14 protein-coding genes are annotated in these 22,382 nt (G+C 43.7%); all 14 read right to left on the bottom strand.

Annotated elements, in window-relative coordinates; translation table 11 throughout:
• Positions 1-86 precede the first annotated feature (86 nt).
• The 14 genes from AMS66_RS32920 to AMS66_RS22365 all read right to left on the bottom strand — a co-directional run bounded on the left by AMS66_RS32920 (position 87) and on the right by AMS66_RS22365 (position 22,274).
• A complete protein-coding gene (locus AMS66_RS32920) occupies positions 87-242 on the bottom strand; it encodes a hypothetical protein (protein ID WP_162491045.1) in 156 nt (51 codons plus the stop codon).
• Positions 239-1,609 carry a hypothetical protein gene (locus AMS66_RS22425; RefSeq protein ID WP_053782872.1) on the bottom strand — a complete coding sequence of 457 codons (1,371 nt, stop codon included), beginning with the start codon at positions 1,607-1,609 and terminating at the stop codon, positions 239-241. Before AMS66_RS22425 ends, AMS66_RS32920 begins: the two co-directional genes overlap by 4 nt.
• 516 nt (positions 1,610-2,125) lie before the next feature.
• The gene (locus AMS66_RS22420) at positions 2,126-2,533 is read right to left on the bottom strand and encodes a hypothetical protein (protein WP_201782211.1); all 408 of its coding nucleotides are present in this window, start codon (positions 2,531-2,533) and stop codon (positions 2,126-2,128) included.
• A 299-nt stretch (positions 2,534-2,832) separates the two neighbouring features.
• Positions 2,833-3,555: a response regulator transcription factor gene (locus AMS66_RS22415; protein ID WP_024631627.1), complete on the bottom strand. Its 723-nt coding sequence runs from the start codon at positions 3,553-3,555 to the stop codon at positions 2,833-2,835.
• Positions 3,556-3,559: 4 nt separating this feature from the next.
• Positions 3,560-4,720, bottom strand: coding sequence for a sensor histidine kinase (locus tag AMS66_RS22410; protein WP_024631628.1), 1,161 nt, complete (start codon positions 4,718-4,720; stop codon positions 3,560-3,562).
• Between the two features lie 47 nt (positions 4,721-4,767).
• Complete coding sequence (locus AMS66_RS22405) at positions 4,768-7,491, bottom strand: stalk domain-containing protein (RefSeq protein WP_053782870.1); 2,724 nt, start codon at positions 7,489-7,491, stop codon at positions 4,768-4,770.
• A gap of 336 nt (positions 7,492-7,827) precedes the next feature.
• A complete protein-coding gene (locus AMS66_RS22400; RefSeq protein ID WP_053782869.1) occupies positions 7,828-8,220 on the bottom strand; it encodes a hypothetical protein in 393 nt (130 codons plus the stop codon).
• 232 nt (positions 8,221-8,452) lie between these two features.
• On the bottom strand, positions 8,453-12,214 hold the full coding sequence (locus AMS66_RS22395) for an Ig-like domain-containing protein (protein WP_053782868.1): 3,762 nt from the start codon (positions 12,212-12,214) through the stop codon (positions 8,453-8,455).
• 206 nt (positions 12,215-12,420) lie between these two features.
• Positions 12,421-13,623 carry a methionine adenosyltransferase gene (gene metK, locus AMS66_RS22390; protein WP_053782867.1) on the bottom strand — a complete coding sequence of 401 codons (1,203 nt, stop codon included), beginning with the start codon at positions 13,621-13,623 and terminating at the stop codon, positions 12,421-12,423.
• A 257-nt stretch (positions 13,624-13,880) separates the two neighbouring features.
• Positions 13,881-14,153 carry an alpha/beta-type small acid-soluble spore protein gene (locus AMS66_RS22385; protein WP_053782866.1) on the bottom strand — a complete coding sequence of 91 codons (273 nt, stop codon included), beginning with the start codon at positions 14,151-14,153 and terminating at the stop codon, positions 13,881-13,883.
• 148 nt (positions 14,154-14,301) lie between these two features.
• On the bottom strand, positions 14,302-14,895 hold the full coding sequence (locus tag AMS66_RS22380) for a hypothetical protein (RefSeq protein WP_053782865.1): 594 nt from the start codon (positions 14,893-14,895) through the stop codon (positions 14,302-14,304).
• Positions 14,896-15,043: 148 nt separating this feature from the next.
• Positions 15,044-17,668, bottom strand: coding sequence for a hypothetical protein (locus AMS66_RS22375; protein WP_053782864.1), 2,625 nt, complete (start codon positions 17,666-17,668; stop codon positions 15,044-15,046).
• A 129-nt stretch (positions 17,669-17,797) separates the two neighbouring features.
• The gene (locus AMS66_RS22370; protein WP_053782863.1) at positions 17,798-21,415 is read right to left on the bottom strand and encodes an S-layer homology domain-containing protein; all 3,618 of its coding nucleotides are present in this window, start codon (positions 21,413-21,415) and stop codon (positions 17,798-17,800) included.
• A 517-nt stretch (positions 21,416-21,932) separates the two neighbouring features.
• Complete coding sequence (locus tag AMS66_RS22365; RefSeq protein WP_053782862.1) at positions 21,933-22,274, bottom strand: hypothetical protein; 342 nt, start codon at positions 22,272-22,274, stop codon at positions 21,933-21,935.
• Between the last annotated feature and the right edge of the window lie 108 nt (positions 22,275-22,382).

Genomic DNA, 22,382 nt, shown 5'->3' with positions numbered 1-22,382 from the left:
CCTTTTATGTAAAAACATAGATTTCTTCAAAAAATACAAAACACAACTCTGTTGTAATTGAACAACAAAATTGTGCCCTGAAATGTTTACCATCCACCTTCACCATGCGAATCTGATGCTGCTACAATGGGAGTTGGTTCTGCAGGTTGTACATCATCTGCATATGATGTGGTATTCAAGGGAGCACCTATTACCAAAGCTATTGCAAGGATTACAGAAAGAATTAATGATTTTTTCTTCATTTTGTATTCCGAACCTCCATGAGCATTGTAGTATATTGATGAAGCTCGTCTTCCGTTGCCAGATGCCGAATGGTATCGAACGCACAGATGCATCGAAGCATGCATCTTTCATTTTTTATATTAGCTGAGATTGCCAAACTATTTAAAACATATTGAATCCCAGCATGAGCACGACCTGTATTTAAGTAATAGTCTCCTACATCAGCCAGAAAATGAACAAAACGATCCCCCATAATCTGATCTGTATACGAACCTATGGTTACTCGTTCTTGTGTATAGGATATTATTGTATCCTGAAATCGCTCCAACACATGATCGACGTTCAAATTATATGTTAGTGCTGATTTCATAATTTTAAATAATCCACGCAATATCTCGTTTTCTCTGGCAGCCAGAAATTCAACATATTCACCCAGGATATGAACTTCTCCCGACACAAGCTGGTACAAATATTTATTCGCTTTTGCCCATTCACGAAATTGGCTTTTCGTTTTCTCCGCTGCTGTATCATTCTCTTTGATCCAATCGTGGTTTTCATAACAGGATACATGGTACAGCGCCTGTTGGTATTCATCTTTCTCTTCTGCAATGGATCCGAGAACAAGGTTTGCATACAGAATGTAACCGAATAAGGGTTTAGCCGGCTCATCATAACTCTTACCCATTCGGATTCGTTTATGTTTCATCTCATATTGAATGCGTGCGAGTCTGCCCATTTCCTCTGCAACTTTACTCGCCTTGTCCCACCGTCTTAATGAAAGAAATGTATTTGTCAGATCCTTCAACGCATCCAGTTGGTCGACCTCATTAAGTCTTGCGACAAAGGGTTCAAATTGTACAGCACATTCCAGATTATTCTGTTGATCATCATTAATGGATAATTTAAAAATCCGATACTGACAAATGGCCAATCTTTCCGCATGCTGATATCGTTCCGCCTCACAAACCTTGCGATATATCATTAATGCAGTTGCCGCTCGGCCTTCATCGTTCAATAATTCTGCAAAATCAAATAGTGGTTTAATGTAGGCAGCATTCTCCATCATCATATCTACAGTCCGTTCTACGCAGTCATTTTTCCCAAGTTCTGAGCAACGTATCATAAACGGACGAAGTCGCCTCCAATTAATTGAATAATCATTGAAAAGTTCATCCACATACTGGTCGTAGAAGAATCCTTCATCAAGCCCCATATGTTGGGTGATAATATCCAGAATTTTAACGGAAAAGGGTTGGGAACCATGAATGACTCTACTTAAAGTTCCAGAATTGATACCTGATTTCTCTGCAAAGTGATAGATCAGAATCTTGTTCTCATTGATATAACGTAAAAATTCCGAACGGATTGTCTTATGCAGTAGCTCCATGTAAAGATACCCCCTTCCGAAAAATCCATTTCCAATTCATATATACAGTATTTAGTGAATTATAGGATTTATTAAACCCATGGTCAATACAGGTATACGATCATTCCTCATCACACTTTTGAAGCTGTCTTCTCTACTCGATAGGCCCACTTTACCAATTCAATGAGTACCGTTAATCTTTCTTTGATCATGCGAAACTTTTTCCAATCTGCATCGTCTATACTTTTAACTTAAGAGTTCTGATTTCAAAAAGGTTCTTGCTGCAATCCCATCAAGGACAATAACCATAGATTGCATAAAAACCCATATTTAATTTATCAGCAAGCTTGGCTACAATGACAAAAAAAGACTACAGCATACGCTGTAATCTTTAACCTCGAACATGATGAAATCCAAGCTTATTTTGGCAAGCTGGCATGACTTCATTGAAAGTGCATTCTGACTGATGACACGCTTTAGCCAGTCTGTCTCAGCAGCTTGCACGATTAATGAGCCGAACTGTTGCAAAAAAAGCATCTACTGCTTTGGCTCACGCAAATCGATAAGACGAATAGAATGATTCCCGGTCTGATTCCCCTGTTCCATATCGGTAGGGACAGCAGACAAGTAGGATAACTCCATTCCTTGCCTAAGCATAAGCTTTTCAATAATACGAACCGTTTCGGCTTCCGTACGATCAGCGACAACCGTCAATGTGAAGCTCTTTCCACGGTAAAATAATTCCCGGCAAAGCGCTCTTACAATGCCTTCAATCCGCTGCTCCTGATTGGAAGGAATGAGCAGAATCTGCTCGTAGCCTTCAGGGTCCGGACGGGAAAGATAGCGCTGGTGCATGGCATGAACGGCCATTGCCGCCAGGAAGTATATGAGCAGAATCATAGTCAGATGAGCAACCATGGCAACTGCACCTCCTCGGAAGGTCATGCTCACCCATGGCGAACATCCCTGTATACAGCAGTATATGCTGCATCCCCTGAAGGGTTACACTTGCAAATTCCGAACGCTCATATTCCATTCTGATCGACACTGGACGAAGAAGACAGGCCAGGTCGTTCACTCATTCATGCCGAGGCTTGAAGATAAGTTCTCCTAACTTCACACTTCGCTCATTTGCAGTAATAAAGTCCATTAACCCGCTAACCAGTCCAACATTCTGGAATGGGCGCGAGTAAACAGAATCCTATAATTGCTAACATCAAACTGCATCTAAGTACAATCGTATATTAGAGGGTAACCCAACCATATTTGATCGAGTTGATAACCGCTTGTGTACGATCGTCCACTTCCATCTTCTGCAGAATACTGCTGACATGGTTTTTTACCGTTTTTTCACTGATGAACAGGAACTCACCAATCATTTTATTGCTCTTACCTTCAGCCATCAGACGCAAAACTTCAGCCTCACGACGAGTAAGCGGATTATTGTCGCCAGCGACAAACTTAACGCCTGCTTCCTTCGAAGCTCCCTCGCTCATTGCCCCTGTCTCATTAAGATACGTCATACGACGTAACTGCATGATCAGTTTGCCCGTTACTTTAGGGTGGATAAATGCGTGCCCTTCATGAACGGAACGAATCGCGTTAATCAGTGACTCGGCCTCCATATCTTTCAGCAGGTATCCATTAGCGCCTTTACGCAGCGTCTCGAACACATAGCTCTCATCATCATGAATAGACAAGATAATGACTTTGACATCTGGGAACAGCTCACGCAATTTCTCCGTCGCTTCAACCCCGTTCTCCACAGGCATGTTGATATCCATCAATACGATATCCGGTTTATCCTGATTACAGAATTCGAGCACCTGAATCCCATCGCCGCATTCGCCGATGACCTCAATGTCGTCCTCCATATTTAAAATGCGTTTCAAACCTTCACGGAACAGCTGATGATCATCAGCCAAAAGAACTTTAATTGATGCCTTACCAGTATCACGGTTTTCCATCCTGCTACTCCTTTCCCTTATCCACGTTTGTCGGGATATGAATCACTATTTTGGTTCCTTGATTTTCCGCGGATTCGATCTCTATTCTTCCTTCTAACAGTTCAACCCGCTCTCTCATCCCAATCAGACCGAAGTGGGTATGATCCTTGCTCTTCTTCGCAAGAAGCTCCGGTTTGAACCCAAGCCCATTGTCCTGCACGACAATCTTGACGAGCTGAGCCTGGTATGTAATTTCCACTACAACATAAGTGGGATAAGCATGCTTTGCAGCATTGGACAGACCTTCCTGCACGAGGCGGTAGATCGCAGCCTCCATTGCCGAAGACAAACGGTGTTCCTTGCCTCTCGTTTCAAAAAGCGAGCGGATTTTTGTTTTTTCTTCAAAATCCTGCACGTACTTCCGAAGCGTCGGAATCAATCCCAGGTCATCCAGTGCCATAGGACGCAAATTGAAAATAACTTTTCTCATTTCTCCAAGACTCGAACGAACCTGGCCTTTCAAATCTACTATTTCGGCCTGGACCATCTTAAAATCCTGCTTTATGAGCATTCTTTCTACAATTTCCGTCCTAAGCACTAGATTTGCGAGCATCTGCGCAGGTCCGTCATGGATCTCTCGGGCAATGCGCTTCCGCTCTTCTTCCTGGGCCAAAATTATTTTCAAACCAATCATTTGTCGATTTTTGGCGGATTCAATGATGCGGGTCACTTGACCCAGCTCACCCGACAGATACTCCAGTACAACCCCCATCTGGGAACCGATCGTCTCAGCGCGTTCTACCGAGGCTTCCACATTTTTGGCACGCTTCTGCAGATCATCCCGACGGGCTTTCAGGTACATTTCCTTCTCACGGTAAATCATCAGATCCAGCTGTAACTGCGTCGCTTTCTCATACGCCTGCTTGATATCATGCTCGGAATAACGGACGAAATCACGGCTAACCTCGGTTAGCCGGATCCGGGAGCGGCGGTAGTTCAGCTCCAATTGATCTACTTTCTCGATCGTTTCCGCCGTCTCCTTCAGAACCGACTTCAACTCCTCGTTCAGCGTTTTCAGCTCATTCCGAGTCGAGTCCATAATCTCAAACATTTGATATTTACTGTTTTCCATGACTTGTATGGCGTTTTTTATGACGCGGTCTATGGCATCGGCTTGTAAATCCACGTTTGTTCGACTCCATTTCTATCGTTTCCGGTATATATCATACCATATCACGATGAGATGGTAACGGTCTTCGTGTTCTGTTCCCATTTTACAGTCAGTCCAAGCTGCTCCGAAACGAGTCTAAGAGGGACTAAAGTCCTACCACCAGATACGTAAGGTGCGACTGTTGCGCTTTGTCTTATACCATTGATAATAAATTCTTTCTGACCTACAACCAAATCAATCAGCTTGCCACCACGCACGACAGTAATCCGTTGATTTTTGCTATCCCAGCTCGCCTGTCCGCCAAAAGCATCCAATACATGCTTGATTGGAACATAAGTTGTTCCATTTTTCAGTACAGGTGCGGCGTCGATTGCCTTTTTCGTTCCGTTCACCGTCATGGATTTCTGTCCAAGCACCAACGAAGCAGTTCCTGTAGGCAAGCCCACTTCACTGGATTTGGATGGCATGGTGAAAGCAATGTTGTCAAAAGCAACCGTGCCTGCCTTCGCACGCTCATCCTGACCTTCTTCCACATTCACCACATAAATCCGTTTCAGCTTCGCCGGATAAGCAATGTTCAGCCCATTCAGGTCCACGTTCAGCTTTTTCCAACCGTCCCAATCAATTGCTTTAGCGAGGTCGGCATATACCGTTTTGCCACTGGCATCAGTAAATTCAGCACGTAGCCAGTTCAAGCTCTTATCTCCCATAACATCCATCGACATCGATGTCGCTGTTGCAGATACCTCTTTGCCAGTGGAACCGTTCAGTTGGGCATAAGCATACATTTTACCTATTCCCGCAGTCATGTCATAGCTTAGCTGCAACACCTTGGAGCCCGCTTTCTCACCTGTTCCTGCTGTCACGGAAGCCGATCCAGTTACACCTGATGCGTTGGTCGTGAAGTTGATTGGGTAGCTTACATTCTCGAAGTTCTCCCATATCGTTTCACTTGCCGCAGCAGAGAGCACAACCACCGTGCTGTAGCCGTCATAACGACCGATCGCATAGCCAACTTGAGCGCCAGCATTTACGGAGGATACGGTTAATTGGTCTGCAGACACTTTACCTTTGAATCCAATAAACTCCCAAGTCAGCGAATCCGCCGGAACCGTCACACTTTGTCCGTCTTTGGTCTTCGCCGTCACTGGAATGGAAATCGTTGTTCCCGCTTGCAGCGATCCCAAGCCAGACCCTGCTGTCAGTGAAGCCAGTTCACTGCCGCCCAGCACGGTAACTTTAATGGAAGATGAAGCACCATTGCTTGTTGCAGTCAGCGTCGCTGTACCTGGTTTCAAACCTTTGATCGTTCCATTGCTCACACTTACGATGCCGTTGTTGCTCGACTTCCATGTCATCTTGATATCGCCTGTCGCAATCGGGTTGTAGTAGGTGTCGTATCCTTTAGCTGTATACTTGCCCTCTTGCCCTACCAGCAACGTTTGGCTGCCACTCACGGCAAAGCCCTTCAGCTTACCTTCCGGAGCCGTAGAGAACACGCCCAGCGTGTTTACGACCTGACGCTGCTCTGTACCGTACTCCGTGTTGAACGTAAGCCCTGCTGTCTCCTCGCCAAGCGGACGAGTTACCATCGTTGTGGAGCCGCCTCCGTCCAGATTCATGCCTTTCCATACACCAATGCTGGTCATGAAGGATTGCAGTTCAGTCAGCGACAAGCCGCTGCTGTTACTGTTTTTCTCCGCTGCAATAATGTAGACATACCGACCGTCCTGAGAGTAGCCGACCGCTGTTCTCGCACGAATGCCACCAATGCCGGAAGCAACAATATCGCGGGAGAAAGTAGCCGCCTTGCCACCATTTACCAGAATGGTATGACCTCCGATCATCATCTGCAGGTTGCTCGGATCAACGGTTTCCCCGGTTGTTTTGGCTTTTAGCTTGTAATCCGCATTCAGCGTCTGCCCAACCGCCAGGTGAGTCATAATCCATGTCGCTGCCGTTCCATGCGCACGCAAAATATACCCATCTGCAGGCACCGTCATGTTTAAGGCCTTTTTATCCGAAATTTGGGTGATCACACCGTTCTGCACAAGTACCTCGGTTGGTGTTGTGGAAGGATCATTAGGCCGCTTCGTGGACGTCCAAGCCGGTGTATAAATATACATCGAATTGGCGTGGCTGTATTTCACCGAGCTTGATTCGACTGTGTAGTCCTCTTTATTTATCCCACGCAAAGCAAACGTTGAACCATCATCCGCCTTCACAGTGCCATCGAATGAATATTCATCAATCATCGGCTTGCCGTCTTTGGTTACGGTGAGGGCATACATGCCTGACAATTCCGATGGAGTAGATACGAGGACCCCATCCGAGACCTGTCCACCGATTGGGGCAAGCTCTCCGGATACATTGAAATAATCGCCGTTCACGGCGGCTACTGCACCATTTTCCTTGGCCATGCCACCCGTGCTTTGTTTACTGTTCAGATTGCCGCCCTTGCCTGTCATGACGTCCAGCTTCACATAGGGATTCTGCAAATCCACTTGAATGACGTCCGCCAATACGTTCACTTTCGAGCCGGAACGTGTCGTTGTATAACTGTATTTCATCAACTTCGCACCCGAAGTCAGAATTTCTTCACTCAGTTTGCTTGTCGTTGTAGATGCCGCAGCGGCTACTGACTGCCATGAACTTCCGGACCACACCTGTTGTCCCGCTCCCAGAACCGGTGCAATCCAGATCACGCCTGCCAGCGTCACAATCGCCCATTTCTTCGCCTTGCTACCCTTAACGTCGTTCAGCCGTTTCCCTTGTTTCCCCAGCATGTTTGAAACGTCTCTCCCATCTTGTATATCAATCTTAGATATCACGATCTCTACCACATGGCAGCAGATAGCGAGATTTCTAGTATACTCTTCTATTAATAGACTACTTTTTGTGGAAAAAGTTACGCCCCGAGCCTGAATTCAGGTATTTATTGGGTTACGCGACATCTTATGATTATGTTATACGAACAACGTATAGGGCAAATAGACTTCTGCTATGCCTAGTTCAGCACAACAGAAGTCTACTTGGCTTAGATTTAACTTTTGAAACCATTGCCGGAACCCAATCAACTCTTACATGTAACTCCATCTGATATGATGCTATTATTCCCCTGACTATCTCGACATGATAATTTCACCGACGATAATTGTTGTTCCATCTTTCTCGTACACGGGTATGCTTTGATCCGGCTTCTGCTGGCTCTGCCATTGCAACGCTTCTTCAGGGGTTTTGTGATCTGGACCCTGTAAATCAGACTCCAAAACATAACCAATAGCCCCATTAGTGGCTTCAGCCCGTACTAAGTCCGGACCTACAAACTCATTGCCATAATCTCCGAATTTTCCATACGTCTGTCCTGCCTGATTTACTGGATAGGAGGTTTCACTTCTCTCCTCCCCATCTTCATTCTGTGCAGAATTAGCAGCGTCGATATAAACAGCCCCCGAAATACTTACTACTACAGCCATTATAGTTAATATAGCTATCAGAGATTTCTTTATTTTCATCGTATCCTTACCTCCCTATCCGTTCCGTATGCCAACACTGTGTAATTTCACATATATATTTTCTCACTATTGACTAGCGTACCACTCTAACTACAATAATGTAAACATTTTCCTCTTTCTAAATTAAAAAGGAACACCTCAAGAAATGAACTTTCTTGAAATGTTCCAGCCTTGTTACATATCGTTATCTTGACCATTCCTGAATAAAATGAATGATATATTTATCTCGTTTTTACAAATATCCTAACTTATCCAGAACACGTTTCAACATTACCGCTGCTTGTGCACGAGATGCATTCCCCTGAGGTTCAAAAGTCTTTGACGTCATTCCCTGAATAATGCCTTCCTGCACCGCTTTGGCGACAGAATCCTTGGATTGGATCTTTTTATTATCCTTAAACTTAGCTAATGTTGATGCAGCTGAAGAATTCAATGCAGTTGGCTGACCTCCATAATTCAAGGCACGAACCATCATAATCGCCATCTGCTCTCGCGTGATTGGGCGATCCGGCTTGAAGGTTCCATCGGTATTTCCCGTAATGATCCCCGCTTCGGCTGCAGCACCAATATATGCACTTGTCATACTGCCACTACGAACATCCCGGAAACGGCTTGAAGCCGTTGGTTCTCCGCTTAACCCGAGACCTCTGGCAACCAATTCAGCGAATTCTGCCCGTGAAATATTATCATTCGGTCGATAGTATGAACCGTTAGGCGTATTAATAATCCATTTTGCAGAAAGCTCATTAATTACTGTATTTGCCCAGTGTGATGCCGTATCCGGATAACTAACGATGTGATTAACCGGAATGACCGATTGATTACCGTTCAGTAGTCCTTGTACAACCACACCTCCTGGCGTATTTTTAAACGAACTAGGCACATTGGATAACATAAACGTCACCGGATCAATATACGTAAATCCGGATGTTAATCTAGGCGTATTTGCAGACAATTGCATAGCCAACTGGCTTTTGATATTCTGCTCCACACGTTGATCGGCATTTCCATTACTAGCAAACAAGTATACATCCGTATAATTGCCAAGCTTCTGCGCCCCTGCGCCCGCAATCAAACCTTCTATTGAACCTGATGAAGATACAGGTACCGTCTCTAACTGAACGTACAAGGATGGGGTTGTAGCTCCTGTCGTTGTACTTGTATTGATTGGCGCTCCTATGTTCTGGCTCATAGCTGCTAAATTCAGATTAGACAGCGGTACAGTCCAGAGCCGATCCCCATATTTTACACCGATTGTACCCGTTCGATGACTTGCCGCAATCTGAATAAGTGCATTCAATGGGAACCCAACATATGCAGAGGATTCGCTATCTGGAATCTCAATCACAACAGGCTGATTCATTTTCCCTACGGTTGAAGCATATTCAAAAGTCTGGATTAACTTGTTCGCATCCACATTAAATTGACGAGTCGAACGATTATTACGTGACACCGCAGATACGGCAGAAGCAGTATTGTTGTTCATCACAAGTAAAGACTGACCATAGCTCGAAGAATCTAATTCCTCCACCCAGGCAGGACGCGCCCCCGTTTGACCACTACTACCACTCAAACTATTGCTCGTCTGTTGCAACGTAAGAGGCCCAAATGCCGCTATAGTAACACTCGACGAGTCCCTTAATGGGACTGCACCAGGCACATAACTAACGGTTCCTGTCTGGCTAGCTGTAGTAGATGATGAAATATCTAATTTCAGCGTCACCACAGATCCAGAAGCAGAAGCAGACAATACAGTTGTGGATGAATTGCCAAGCACCACACTGAACTGAGCTACCGTTAATGCCGTCTGAGACTGAATTGCATCACGGAAGTTTATCTGAACGGTGTCTCCTTGGAGCGTGGCCGACAGAATTTTACCATTTCCGTAGGTGTACGTTACTGGAGTCAGATTGAGATAGCCCGCAGGGTTACTATTCAGATCCGTTAATCGTAGGGCTCCAGGTACATACGATAAAGATATATTTTGTGTATCCTTCACGGCCGATGCCAGTGTCAACGTTACCAGATCATCTTCAATCATGGAATCCGTTACGTAGATTGGCTTGCCATCCACAAGAACAGAATATTGGCTATTGAGCGGCTTATTCGTCGTTTTCAGTGGTTCATTGTATCGAATCCATAATTTATTCCCACTGACCTCGGCGCTCTTGAACTCAGGCGGTTTGGTATCAATCGTATTTCGGACATAGAAGCCGCTGAATCCAGCAAGAGCCTGTCCACGAGTATCTTTTACAGGCCATGAACCTGGCGTGTACGCAACACGAACAACTTCACCATCCGTAATAGACCGACTGAGATTCAATGTCACAACGGAACTATTATTGACCGATATGCTATTAATGCCTACAGCTGACTGATCGGCAGTTACGCTGAATTGTCTCACTGCATCACTTGAGGTAATGTATACCGTCTCAGGGTAATACAACGTAATTGTACTGTAATATACACTACCTTCTCGCGGCTTGGACATGACGGAGTCCAAACTGTTCTCCACATCTCGTGCACCAAAAGCAGCTGCAGCATTCAAAGACTGATCTGTAAGGCGGTTACCTGTTGTACCAGGCGCATAAGCAATCCGCACGACCTGTCCTACCGCTACACCAGTATCCAATACAACATATACACTATCACCTGAAATATAGGTGGAACTAACGTTCCGATTCTCTCCATTTACGGTGACTGTATAACTGCTACTGAGTGAATTAGTGCTATACAACCATTCATCGTACGTTAGACGAATGGTGTTATTACTGTGCATCTTCGCTGTCTTAAGTACAGGAGCCTTTGTATCCGGGCTGAGCGTCCGGAATGTCCATGACGTTGCGCCATTCAGACCAACGAACAAGTTCCCTGTCGTATCCTGCAAAGCCCCGCCTGCGATATCTACAGTATAGCTCGTATTGCTAGCCAAACTGGTGTTTGGGGTTATGCGCAGCTGCCTTTTGTTAGAACTGATAAATGAAGGAGTAGTCGCTATAATTGAACCATTAGCATTCTTCAGCGTAATCCGTCCAATAAAGCTCTGATCCAAGTCCTTGTTGAACGTTACAAGTAAATCGCCAGTTAAAGCAACGTTACTTGCTCCGTTGGCAGGGGATAAAGTCGCTACAGTCAACGCAGCCGGATCGGATTGGAATGCCGTAAAAGTCCATTCCCCTTGTTGGATGGCCGATACGTCATTGCCTTGTTTAAGGTCTCGTAATGCACCTTCTGGAACAATGACCGAGTATGTAGCCTTGTTCTCGAAGGTTTTGGACGGCGTAATTGTAATGGAACTATCACTTATACGAATCCGGTTGGAGTCCTTGACATTGAATTTCTCAAACAAGGTGTTACCCTGCATGATCTGAATTTCACCTGCTCCAGCTTTAATCGGTTCACTGTATGTCAGTTGAATATTTGATGCAAGAGGAACTGAATTAGCCCCTTTCGTCGGAGAAAACGCTGTTGCTTTCGCCGTACCTATTCCCTTCGTGGTAAACTTCCATAGCTTCACAGATGGAGTGCCTATTCCTATGTTATTCGCTACAGTGACGAAAGCTCCTGAAGTATACTGCACATAATATGTACCCCCGGGTAAATCTTTGTGATTAATGGTTACCTCAGTGCCAGTTCCCGTACTGCTTGCAGGGATCGCTGGATCAGCAGAAGGGTCACCGATTAGAACATTTTCACTATTAAGAACAATGCTTTCTTCATATTCATCATCTTGATAACGTTTGATATACACCTTTGCATCATACTCTGTTTTTCTAACCGCTTCCTTAAAATGTATAACCAGCGGCTCCTTACCGTCTACTTCCTTAGCATCAACTGCTGGAATGGTTGATTCAATAAATATCTCATCCCAACGCGGATCTTCTGCTGCATATGCCTTATTTTCCGCATTCGGGAATCCAAAACTGCCTTGGACTGCCAATAGTGAAACCAATAAGACGATCATGCTTTTACGAGCCAATCTTGATATGCTCACCTTTTTCTTCCCCCTCATCCGTATCAAATGTCCCTAATTCTATTATGTAGACCTCATTGTGTATATCGGGTTTAGGAGCGCTTTCCTTTAGTAATATGGAAAATAACGTAACAAAAAAACATTTAATCGTAATGGTCAGCTAAGCACAAAAAAAGCCTTAATCCCTTTTAAGGGATCAAGGCTCTTATTAATTTCACCATTTTGAATTACAGACCTGCTTGCTCTTTCAAAATGTCTGCTTTGTCCACTTGTTCCCAAGGTACATCCAGGTCTGTACGGCCGAAGTGACCGTAAGCAGCCGTTTGTTTGTAAATTGGGCGACGCAGATCCAGCATACGGATGATACCAGCCGGACGAAGATCAAAGTTATTACGCACAAGCTCAACCAATTTCTCTTCACTGACTTTGCCTGTTCCGTATGTATCTACGTTGATCGATACCGGGTTGGCTACACCAATCGCATAAGCGAGCTGGATTTCCACTTTGTCGGCAAGACCTGCAGCAATAAGGTTTTTCGCTACATAACGAGCTGCATAAGCTGCGGAACGGTCTACTTTTGTTGGATCTTTACCGGAGAATGCGCCACCGCCGTGACGTGCATAACCGCCGTAGGTATCTACGATGATTTTACGTCCGGTCAGGCCTGCATCTCCTTGAGGTCCGCCAATAACGAAACGTCCTGTTGGGTTGATGAAATATTTAGTCTGCTCATCCAGCAATTCAGCTGGAACGACAGGCAGAATTACATGTTCTTTGATGTCTTTTTGGATCTGCTCCAGTGTAGTCTCTTCAGCATGCTGAGTAGACACGACGATTGTATCAACACGTACCGGTTTGTCACCGTCGTATTCAATTGTTACTTGAGTTTTACCATCCGGACGAAGATATTCCAATGTACCGTTTTTACGCACTTCAGCCAAACGGCGAGCGATACGGTGTGACAATGCAATTGGCAAAGGCATGAGTTCAGGTGTTTCGTTGGTTGCAAAACCAAACATTAGACCTTGGTCTCCAGCACCAATATTCTCTGTTTCGCGAGCCATTTGTTCCGGGTCACGATTCTCCAGAGCTGCGTTAACGCCTTGTGCAATGTCAGCAGACTGCTCATTCAGAGAAGTCAGGACTGCACATGTATTGAAGTCGAAACCGAACTTAGCACGAGTGTACCCAATTTCCTTAATCGTATTACGAACGATGGACGGAATGTCCACGTATTCAGACGCTGAACTGATCTCACCGATGACAAGCACAAGGCCTGTAGCTACCGAAACTTCGCACGCTACACGAGCGTTTGGATCATTCGCGAGGAACGCATCCAACACGGCGTCCGAGATCTGGTCGCAAATTTTATCCGGATGTCCTTCAGTTACAGACTCCGATGTGAATAGATGTCGGCCTTTAATAGACATTGAAGTTTCAACCTCCCATAACCAGTAGTATGGCGATTGCCCGAACAAAACATTTACGTTGATTCGTTCACTGTACCCTCGAAAGCTTTCCGGGCGGAATAAGGACGCAGGGGCCGCAGTTACGAAGATAAGGATTTTTCAGGTAATGGCCTCAACAAAAAATCAACCTTTTCCTAGCGGAAAAGGTTGCGTACCTCAACTGCCATCTTAACGTATTTGTCAAGACGTGTCAAACCGATTTGGATAAGGAAAACATCCTATAAGTGCTGCTGTGCCTGGCGAATCAGCCTTTTCGTAATCTCTCCACCGACCGATCCATTCTCACGGGAAGTCAGATGGCCCCAGCCTTTATACTGGCCATAAGAGTGATCACTCACTTCACCCAGTTCAGAACCAAATTCGGTATCTGCACCAGCAAGACCTCTACCGCCATATCCCACATTCAGACCAAACTCAGCAGCAATTTCATATTTCATTTGATCCAACATCTGACGACTTTCGGGTACCACTTTGCGGTTGCTTCTAGCCATAATTCCTGCACCTCCGGTTATTGGTTGTGTACAGTTATAGAGTGAGCAGGAACAAGGCTGGCTAGCCATATTAATGTTTGTTAGAACTGGGTAATCTCAGCAATCCTTATTACGTAATATTGAATAATTTCAGGTTACAATGCTCAAACTACTTCAAAGAATATCCACCGCGAACCATAACGGTCAGACTGTATTTGTTGCCATCGAGAACTGTAATGCCTCGACCATCCTTTGGAAAAGAGAGCAGGTGATTTGTCGGCGCTTCCTGACCATTCGTCAGGTCTACCCCGTCCGTCAGATCGGCTACACCATTCGTACCCTCACTGACGATCACAGCCTTGCCGCTACGTACGATGAACTCCGCGCCAGTTGTACCTATCAATTGTTGACCCGGTTTCACCATAACGATCTCAAGCGCATCCGAAGCACCGGATACTAGTGGAGGAAGCGTGGTATCGCCACCTGTGTTACTTGAGTTTCCAGTTCCAGTTGAGCCGGTATTGCTACCATTGCCTGCATTACTGTCTGCACCACTACTGTTATTGCCACTGCCCGTGGAGATCTTCCCCCCCAGCGCCTGCTGAATTTGTTGATCTACATAACTTTTGGTAACTACAGGATCATCTGCTGTTCCTGGTTGAATTGTGCCTGCACCTATTGCCGTATTGCTGTATACAGACCCAACCCACACGCCAACACCAATCGCCAGCGCAGCCAGGGATACTTTCATATAAGGTTTCATGTGATTTATTTTCCTCCTCTGGAAATCTATTAACTTTAACTATAGAGAAAAAATGTTGTGGGGACAAGCAAAACCTCGCTCCCGATTTCTCGGAAACGAGGTTTTGCTTGTATTCACAGTATAGTAGTATAGATAAACTATCTACTTATTATTTTGTATTGTTGTTCCCGGAACCCTCTTCCGGAAACTCTGGTTCTTCTTTTGGCAGTTTGGACACATCGTAACTGTACCCTTGTTCTGCAAGACGAATCCGTTGGCCCTCAAACACATCATACAATGCTACACGATATGAACCCCCGCGTATTTTATTGAAGACGGAGTCATCTATGCTCCAGTTCAGCGTCTGATTAATACCTGTTTTCAGATCGGTTCCCGGTGTAAGCTCTTTATCAAACACTTTACCAGATCCATCTGTGAGAGAAAGAATCAATTTGTGTCCGTATTCGCCGCTATCTACTGCTTCTTCCTGCGTTAACGAGTAAATCATCTCAATCTGAACCGATGTACCACCTGTGAGATACGCTCTGATATTGCTGCCAGAGAATTTGTATGGATACAAATCAATATCGTTCAAGGAAGCCAGCACTTGTAATGTTTTTGGCTGTACTTCAAATGCCATCGCATTGACATAAGCTGTAGCCTCTCCTTCACCAGATACAAATTTGTTGTCAGCCACACCTTCACCCACGATCAGTCGCATATCGGATGTTGACGTTACACTCTTCGGTACTTTGGCCCAGAAGGTTACAACACTCTTCTGACCTGGTCCTGGTACACGATCAGCCTGTTTGGCAGTTGCTTTATAATACTGACCATCTGCTGTTTTATAATATCCTACTAATTTCGCGAGACCGCTCTGACGCAATGATTTGTTCGTCATTTCGAACTCGGTATAGACAATATCGGACGAAGACCCCGGATATACATATGTTCTGCGCACACCCAGCTCGGTTTCTTTTTCGGCAGTACCTTGAGTAAAGGTCTTCCCTGCACCTACATAAGAAAGTGGCTGAATTAAACCGGACGTACTGAGGGTAATCCAATCGTTTGTTTCTTCTTCGCCTACCTTCTCCAGTAAAGTCACTTCCAGACGACTCATATTCAGCTCCGATGGAATTTTGGTCAAGAGATAAGCTTCTGTAGTCATACCTGGGCCAAGTAACTTACCACCTTGCGCACGAATCAGCTTTGTATCTCCATCAATTCGTGCGGAGTCGATGGTGAACATCGCTTCCAGCTCAGGTAATTGAACGGTTTTGGCCGATGCGTTACGAATGGTCACCTTGGCAGCAATAATATCACTATCTGTCCATGGCAGGCGTTGGAGAGAGCCGACAGACACTCCGAATGTGCCTTTGCTGTTCTTGATCACCGTTTCAGTAGTAAGCCCATCTCCACTGGTTACAGACTCCGGTATAGCGTAGATACCCACAGGATAGGAGAACTCAAAGCTGCTAGCATTCGTGTTTCCTTCCTTACTTTCTTCCTTCGTTATCGGAGTCATGGCATACAGTTTAATTTTGCTGGTATCCCCATCACCTTGAATGGTAGTGATCAGCTTAATCGTCTTCGTCGCACCTGGCTTCAGCTTCAGATCATCCAATGCCTTCGTCTCAATCGGGTAAGCTGTACCATCCGCTGTACGGATCTCTAATGCGTATTTAGGAATCTTAACTTCTTTCTTCCCTTGGTTCTTAATAACCCATTGCATCGTTAGATCATATTCTTCATCCTCTCCACGAACACGTGTAGATTCAAGAAGTGTGGATACAGGTTGTCCATCAATTGAAATGATATTCGGTTGATTCGCTGCCGTAACCACATTAGATTGACTACTAGCTTCTGGCAGTTGTAAAGCAGCCACAGGTAGAGCTGTCTTCTCTTCACCTTGTTCTTCCACAAGCAGCAATTCAGACTTTTCGAGTTTCAGCGCTGTGGGCAAAGAGGCCATTAAGCTCAATGTTTTATTTGCCTGTGCCTGGATGCTGATGCCTGTGCTATCTTTATCCGGGGTTAATGGATAGTTCGTACCACTCGATGTACGCAAAATCCATTTGATATTCGGATTATCTAGCAGTTTATAGCTAATGTTATTGAGGTTTACACCAACTTTGACATATTGCTTCTTATCTTCACCCGGATATACTTTGATTCCTGACACCTTAACCTTGACGGCTGAATCACTCAAACGAACCGTTTTTGTTTTGCCTACGGGTGTTGTAATGCTATATGAAGCAGGAACGTTGAATTTCCCCAATGTGCTTTCATAGTTGGGTTTACTGAAATCCCATTTTACAATCAGGAAGTTCAGATCACTCAACTTCACTTCACGTCCAACCTTCATCACGTAAGTGAGATCCACCGTGGAACCTGGAGATACCGTCTTTTTTTCCTGATCCTTGGCAATCAGTTTCGGAGAAAAGCTCGTCCCTCCTTTGGTCTTCACTTTGCTCCAATAATCGAGCATCATCATAGGTTTACTGTCATTATTTTGATACGTTAACGTATACGTCACTGTGTTCCCATCATCTTGAGACAAGATATTTACGTCCGTTAATTTCACGGTACTCCTTGCGGTTACTTTCACCACAGGAACGTTGGCCAATGTATGTACTACCTTTTTAGCTGTGGGTGTCTGTTCTTTCTTCGTTGTATTGTTATTTAATGAATTATTTGAACTCGTCGACGTATTCGCAGCTGCTGCGATCCCCCCACTTGAACTGATCAACAACATACTTGCTATTAAAGTCATCATGACCTTTTTATGATCCACTTCCAAACCTCCCATAAGTTGCTTGTTGCTTATAGTATAAACGTTTGAGAGGGAAAGAAAGTTACGATGTTGTTGTATAAAAAGAAAAAAGCTTACCCTAAGGGTAAGCTTTTTCTTAACTAACTTCTATTAGTTAGCAGAAGTTGTAATAGTGATTGTTTTGTTAGCCGCAGCATTATCTGCTGTGAAGATTACATCTGAAGCTGAATTTGTTACTGTGTAACCAGTCAGTTCTCCAGCAAATGCATTTTTGATATTTAGAGCAATATCACTTGTAGATTCAGAAGCCAAAACATCAACTTTTACTTCTTTAGTGATTGTTCCATCTGTGAACTTCACTGTGTTGCTTCCATCTCTGTTCGCTTTTTGCGTTACAGTGATTTTCACTTGTTGTGCAGCAGCAGCCACTGGCGCTTTACCTTCAGATGTTGTCCGTGCAGAACCAGACAATGCAGCACCAGAAACAGTAGCACCAATTGGTTTGCTATTCGCTTCATTTTTAGCTGTGAATACAACTTTTGCACCGTTGCTAGTTACAACGTAATTAGCCGTCAATGCAGTATTAAAGTCACCAGCAACAGCTGTAGCAATTGTAGTCAGTGTATCACCAGCAACTACTGTATGAGTTACACTTTTAGCAGCACCGTCATTGAATACTACAATCACATCTTCATCAACAGTTGGTGTTCCTGTCAGAGTCAATTCTGCTACTTGTTTTGCACCATTGTCTTGAACAGCGCCTTCTCTAACAGTTGAAACTGCACTAGTAGTAACACCTGTTGGTGAAGTTACATTAGTCGATGTTCTGAATGCATCCGATTTAGCAGCAAACTTACCATCAGTAGTGCGAATAAATGTTGCATTGTCTTTCACACTAACAATATATTCAATATTGCTAGGGTTGGAATAAGTGTCTTTAATAGTGATTTCAACTGTACTACCTACAACTTTAGCTGTGTAATCAGTTACAGGCACCAATGCATCGCTATCAGACGCTTTGTCAGCACGTTTGACCAAAAGGTTTGCTGCCACACCAGTAGCATCTACTGTGTTATCAAGAGCTACAGTAAATGGAAGTACAATTACTCGGTCATTTTGTGAAAGAGTATCACCAGAATTAAGTTTAACACGTGGAGCTACACTTCCAGTAGTAGTCAACTGAACTCCAGCAATTTTATGACCAGCATAAGTTTGAATGCTGTTATTGTTCAAAATGTTAACATTAGTGCTGTTAGCAAGATCTGCTGATGTTTTCAGCGTCACTTTATTATTGTCAATTGATACAGAGTTCACAGTGTTATTTCCAGATACAGTGAAATCATTTACGGAAGCTTGAGCAATCGCTTTGTTGAAAGTCAACTCGATTGTTCTTGCATCTTTTTGTTCCGCTGTAGGTGTAGCCATAACTGTCTCATTCAAAGTGCCGGATTCAATCCAAGATGTAGCTTGACCTGTTTTGGATTTCAAACCAGCAATGCTAACTTCTTGAACAGATCCTGGGAATGAAACAAGTGTTCCTTCGATGTATTGTGGGAATACCAGAACAACAGATTTACCATCGTTAGCTACATTCACTTGTACATCAGTTGGAAGAGAAATGTTTTGTGCTACAGAAGATCCGGATTTTACAAATTTAACATAATAGTTAGCACGATTGTTCAACGTAGCGAGATCAATTTCTCTGTCGAATGTAAGTGCAACTTTACGCTCCGAACGATTAACATCTACGCCGCCAAAGTCTGCCAGTTTAGGAGCAGCACTATCACTTGCCAAGAAAGTACCTTCATATGTTACCAAGGTATTATTCAAAGCTGTAAAGTCTTTGACATCAGCTACTTTCAAGCTGTAAGAACCAGACAGTTTGGAATAGAATGTAACATTAAATACTTTATTATCATAACCTGGTTTTGCATAAACACTCTTAACTGGGATTACATCGTTACCTTTTTTAACAGTAAAGTATTTGATATCTCCTGCGTTAACAGCTTTATCAAAACGAACTGTCAATTCGTCAGTCACATCGCTACCATAAGTTACGTCTACTACTTTAGGTTGAACAAGGTCAACTGTAGCAGTCACTTTATGTTCTTTAGTAGCATTTGCATTACCAGAGTAGTCTTTCACGTCAACAAACAAGTTTGTTTCGTAACCTGGAAGACGGTTAGCAGTAAAGTCTACTTCGTAAACATTACCAGAGATTTGTGTAGCTTTACCAGTTTTCTTAGTTGTACCAGACAACCAGTAGAAGCTTTCGTTAGTTACAGAGTTTGGATCTACTTCTTCATCGAAAGTTACAGTAACTTTTTCCAAAGTAGCGGAGATTTCAGTCACTTTAGGACCTTCAGTATCAACTGCCGCTGTGAAATCAGATGTTGCTGCCAAAGATTTCAGGCCTGCATAATCTTCAACCAAAGAAGTAGTCAACTTGTGAGCTCCAGCGGAGATTGTTCCTGTGTAGTCACGCAGGATTACTTCACGCTCATTAGCACCCAAAGTTACAGATCCAACAAATGCTTTATCATCCAATTGGAAGTTGCTGCTTGTTGGTGTTTTAATTGGCTCAGAGAAAGTAACTTTGATTGCTTTAGTTCCCAGAGCTTTAACTTCTGTTACTGTAGGCAAAGTATTGTCAGCAGATGTGAAGGAAACCTCACCTTGTGGCAATACTGTACCAGTAGAAGATTTCACGTTTTTAACAACTACTTTGTAAGTAGTTCCTTGTGTGAATGTACCTGCAGAAGTTGTATCCAACAAGAGACGTGCTGTTTTGCCATCTTCCAACAAGGTTACAGATTTAACTTTACGGGAGTTATTGTCCACTGTGTAGTTGTTTTTGTCAGTTCCAGTAGCTTTGTCTACTTTACCGTCAAAAGCAACGTCTACTTCTTTCAGGTTAGTGGAAGAAGCGGATTGTACTTTAGTTGCAGCTTCTACAACATAAGTAACTTTTTCAGTGAAAGATTTATCTTTGTAAGTAAATTTCACTTCAGTTTCTTTGTTAGCTTCAAGAGCTTTTTCCAAAGTAACCTTTACAGTTTCGCCGTCACTGATTGTGAAAGTAACGACTTTACCGCCTTCACTTACTTCGTATTTTGTAACTTTCAAGCTTTGCGCTTGGTCAATTGCGTAAGCAGCGCCTACAAGCAATTCACGGGAAGCGTTAGCACCGAAGTTAGCTTTAGAATCGATCAAACCAGCGTTGATTGCTGCTTGAACATAACCTTTAGCCCAATCAGCTGCACTATTGTTAGTTTCAGCTGGGATTTCCAGGTCAAGTGCACGAGTCAGGATGGTAGCCATCTCAGACACTGTTACTTTACCGTTGAAGTCGAAGATTTTCTTCTCAACGTTTTTACCTTCCATGATACCCGCAGCAGTTACTGCTTCGATGTAAGGTACAGCCCAGTTTTTAGCTGTGTAGTTTTTGTCAGTGTAAGAAAGAGTTCCAGTGATCTCTTTCAGACCGAGCAATTTAGTGATGACTTTAGCGAACTCAGCGCGAGTCATGTCTTTATCCAAACCTGCAGTACCATCTGGGTAACCAGAGAAGATACCTTTTGCTTTCAATGCATCAAACTGTTGTTGTGGTGAAACTGCTGTGTCACCGAATGCTACAGATGCAAACATTGAGAATGCCATTGCTGTAGACAATGCTACGGATAAAATTTTCTTCATAACCTTTTTTTCTCCTCCTTGGGTGTTCATAACATTTGAATTTTCTTTAATAGGGTCGCTCGTATTCCTCATATATTGTTGCACCCCCTTTCCAGAGTTGTGAGCAAGTTAATATAAATGATGTCTGTGAGCATATCACAGAAACTTGTAAACTAAGTTGTAAAGCAGAACCATACGAAAATAGAGTAGTTTCCTAATCCTACCTTCGTATTATACAATGGGTCTTCCGAGTCGTAAAGCAATTTTTTCTAAAAAATAGACAAGATTCTTCACGAGGTCATTCTTGGTAGCAGGCCCAATGTTTTTAACTCTACATCTTAAACGCAGCAGATTTCAAAAAGTTGCGGATTACACAAAAAAAGTTTTGAATTTATTTATGTATAGGTACAGTGCGGGTAAGATAGCCATTCAAAACCATTATATAGCATTGATGCCACTGTGTTCTTTCCAATATAAAGGGTGCTTCTTCTATGTTGCCAACGTTTATTTATACCCATAGTTTCATACTATGAAGCGACAAATTCCACAATAAGTAAAATAAAAAGCATCCCATTCTGGGATGCTTTTCGTACTATTCTGGTTATATAGGTTAGCGAATTTTCATCGCAAGATCGATAATTTGAGCACGCATCTGCGGATCGCTGTTCAATCTCAGATACATATCATCGATTGGTTGTCTGTTCTCACGGTACGTTTTCTCATGCTTCATCGTCGTGTGAGACCATTCAATCAATTCATTCTCAGCCAGAACCAGATTGTTATACGCATCATGGAAGCCAGTAGTCTGTACAAGCCCTTCCATCACTTCCTGAGAGATCTCCTCCGTCTTACGTGTATCTTCCAACTTTTTCTCCAGAATGACTGCCTGCTTCTCGAACTGTGTCTTTGCCTTCATGTAGCCCAGCTGGGCCTTCGAATAAATCGGTTTCATTAGCTAACTTCACCCTCTAGATCATTGTGTATTTACCGTTATTGTATCTTAAACTCTAGCAAATTACAAAAATAGTTATTGGTAAAAAACTTATTTCTTCTATTATAA

The sequence above is a fragment of the Paenibacillus xylanivorans genome, assembly GCF_001280595.1.
Lineage (GTDB): Bacteria > Bacillota > Bacilli > Paenibacillales > Paenibacillaceae > Paenibacillus > Paenibacillus xylanivorans.
Note: the sequence above shows the minus strand (reverse complement) of the source record. Positions and strands in the feature narration are given on the sequence as shown.

Excerpts from the sequence above, each read along its gene's own strand:
- AMS66_RS32920 (WP_162491045.1), bottom strand. The coding sequence starts at position 242 with ATGAAGAAAAAATCATTAATTCTTTCTGTAATCCTTGCAATAGCTTTG.
- AMS66_RS22425 (WP_053782872.1), bottom strand. The coding sequence starts at position 1,609 with ATGGAGCTACTGCATAAGACAATCCGTTCGGAATTTTTACGTTATATC.
- AMS66_RS22420 (WP_201782211.1), bottom strand. The coding sequence starts at position 2,533 with ATGACCTTCCGAGGAGGTGCAGTTGCCATGGTTGCTCATCTGACTATG.
- AMS66_RS22415 (WP_024631627.1), bottom strand. The coding sequence starts at position 3,555 with ATGGAAAACCGTGATACTGGTAAGGCATCAATTAAAGTTCTTTTGGCT.
- AMS66_RS22405 (WP_053782870.1), bottom strand. The coding sequence starts at position 7,491 with ATGCTGGGGAAACAAGGGAAACGGCTGAACGACGTTAAGGGTAGCAAG.
- AMS66_RS22400 (WP_053782869.1), bottom strand. The coding sequence starts at position 8,220 with ATGAAAATAAAGAAATCTCTGATAGCTATATTAACTATAATGGCTGTA.
- metK (WP_053782867.1), bottom strand. The coding sequence starts at position 13,623 with ATGTCTATTAAAGGCCGACATCTATTCACATCGGAGTCTGTAACTGAA.
- AMS66_RS22385 (WP_053782866.1), bottom strand. The coding sequence starts at position 14,153 with ATGGCTAGAAGCAACCGCAAAGTGGTACCCGAAAGTCGTCAGATGTTG.
- AMS66_RS22380 (WP_053782865.1), bottom strand. The coding sequence starts at position 14,895 with ATGAAACCTTATATGAAAGTATCCCTGGCTGCGCTGGCGATTGGTGTT.
- AMS66_RS22370 (WP_053782863.1), bottom strand. The coding sequence starts at position 21,415 with ATGAGGAATACGAGCGACCCTATTAAAGAAAATTCAAATGTTATGAAC.
- AMS66_RS22365 (WP_053782862.1), bottom strand. The coding sequence starts at position 22,274 with ATGAAACCGATTTATTCGAAGGCCCAGCTGGGCTACATGAAGGCAAAG.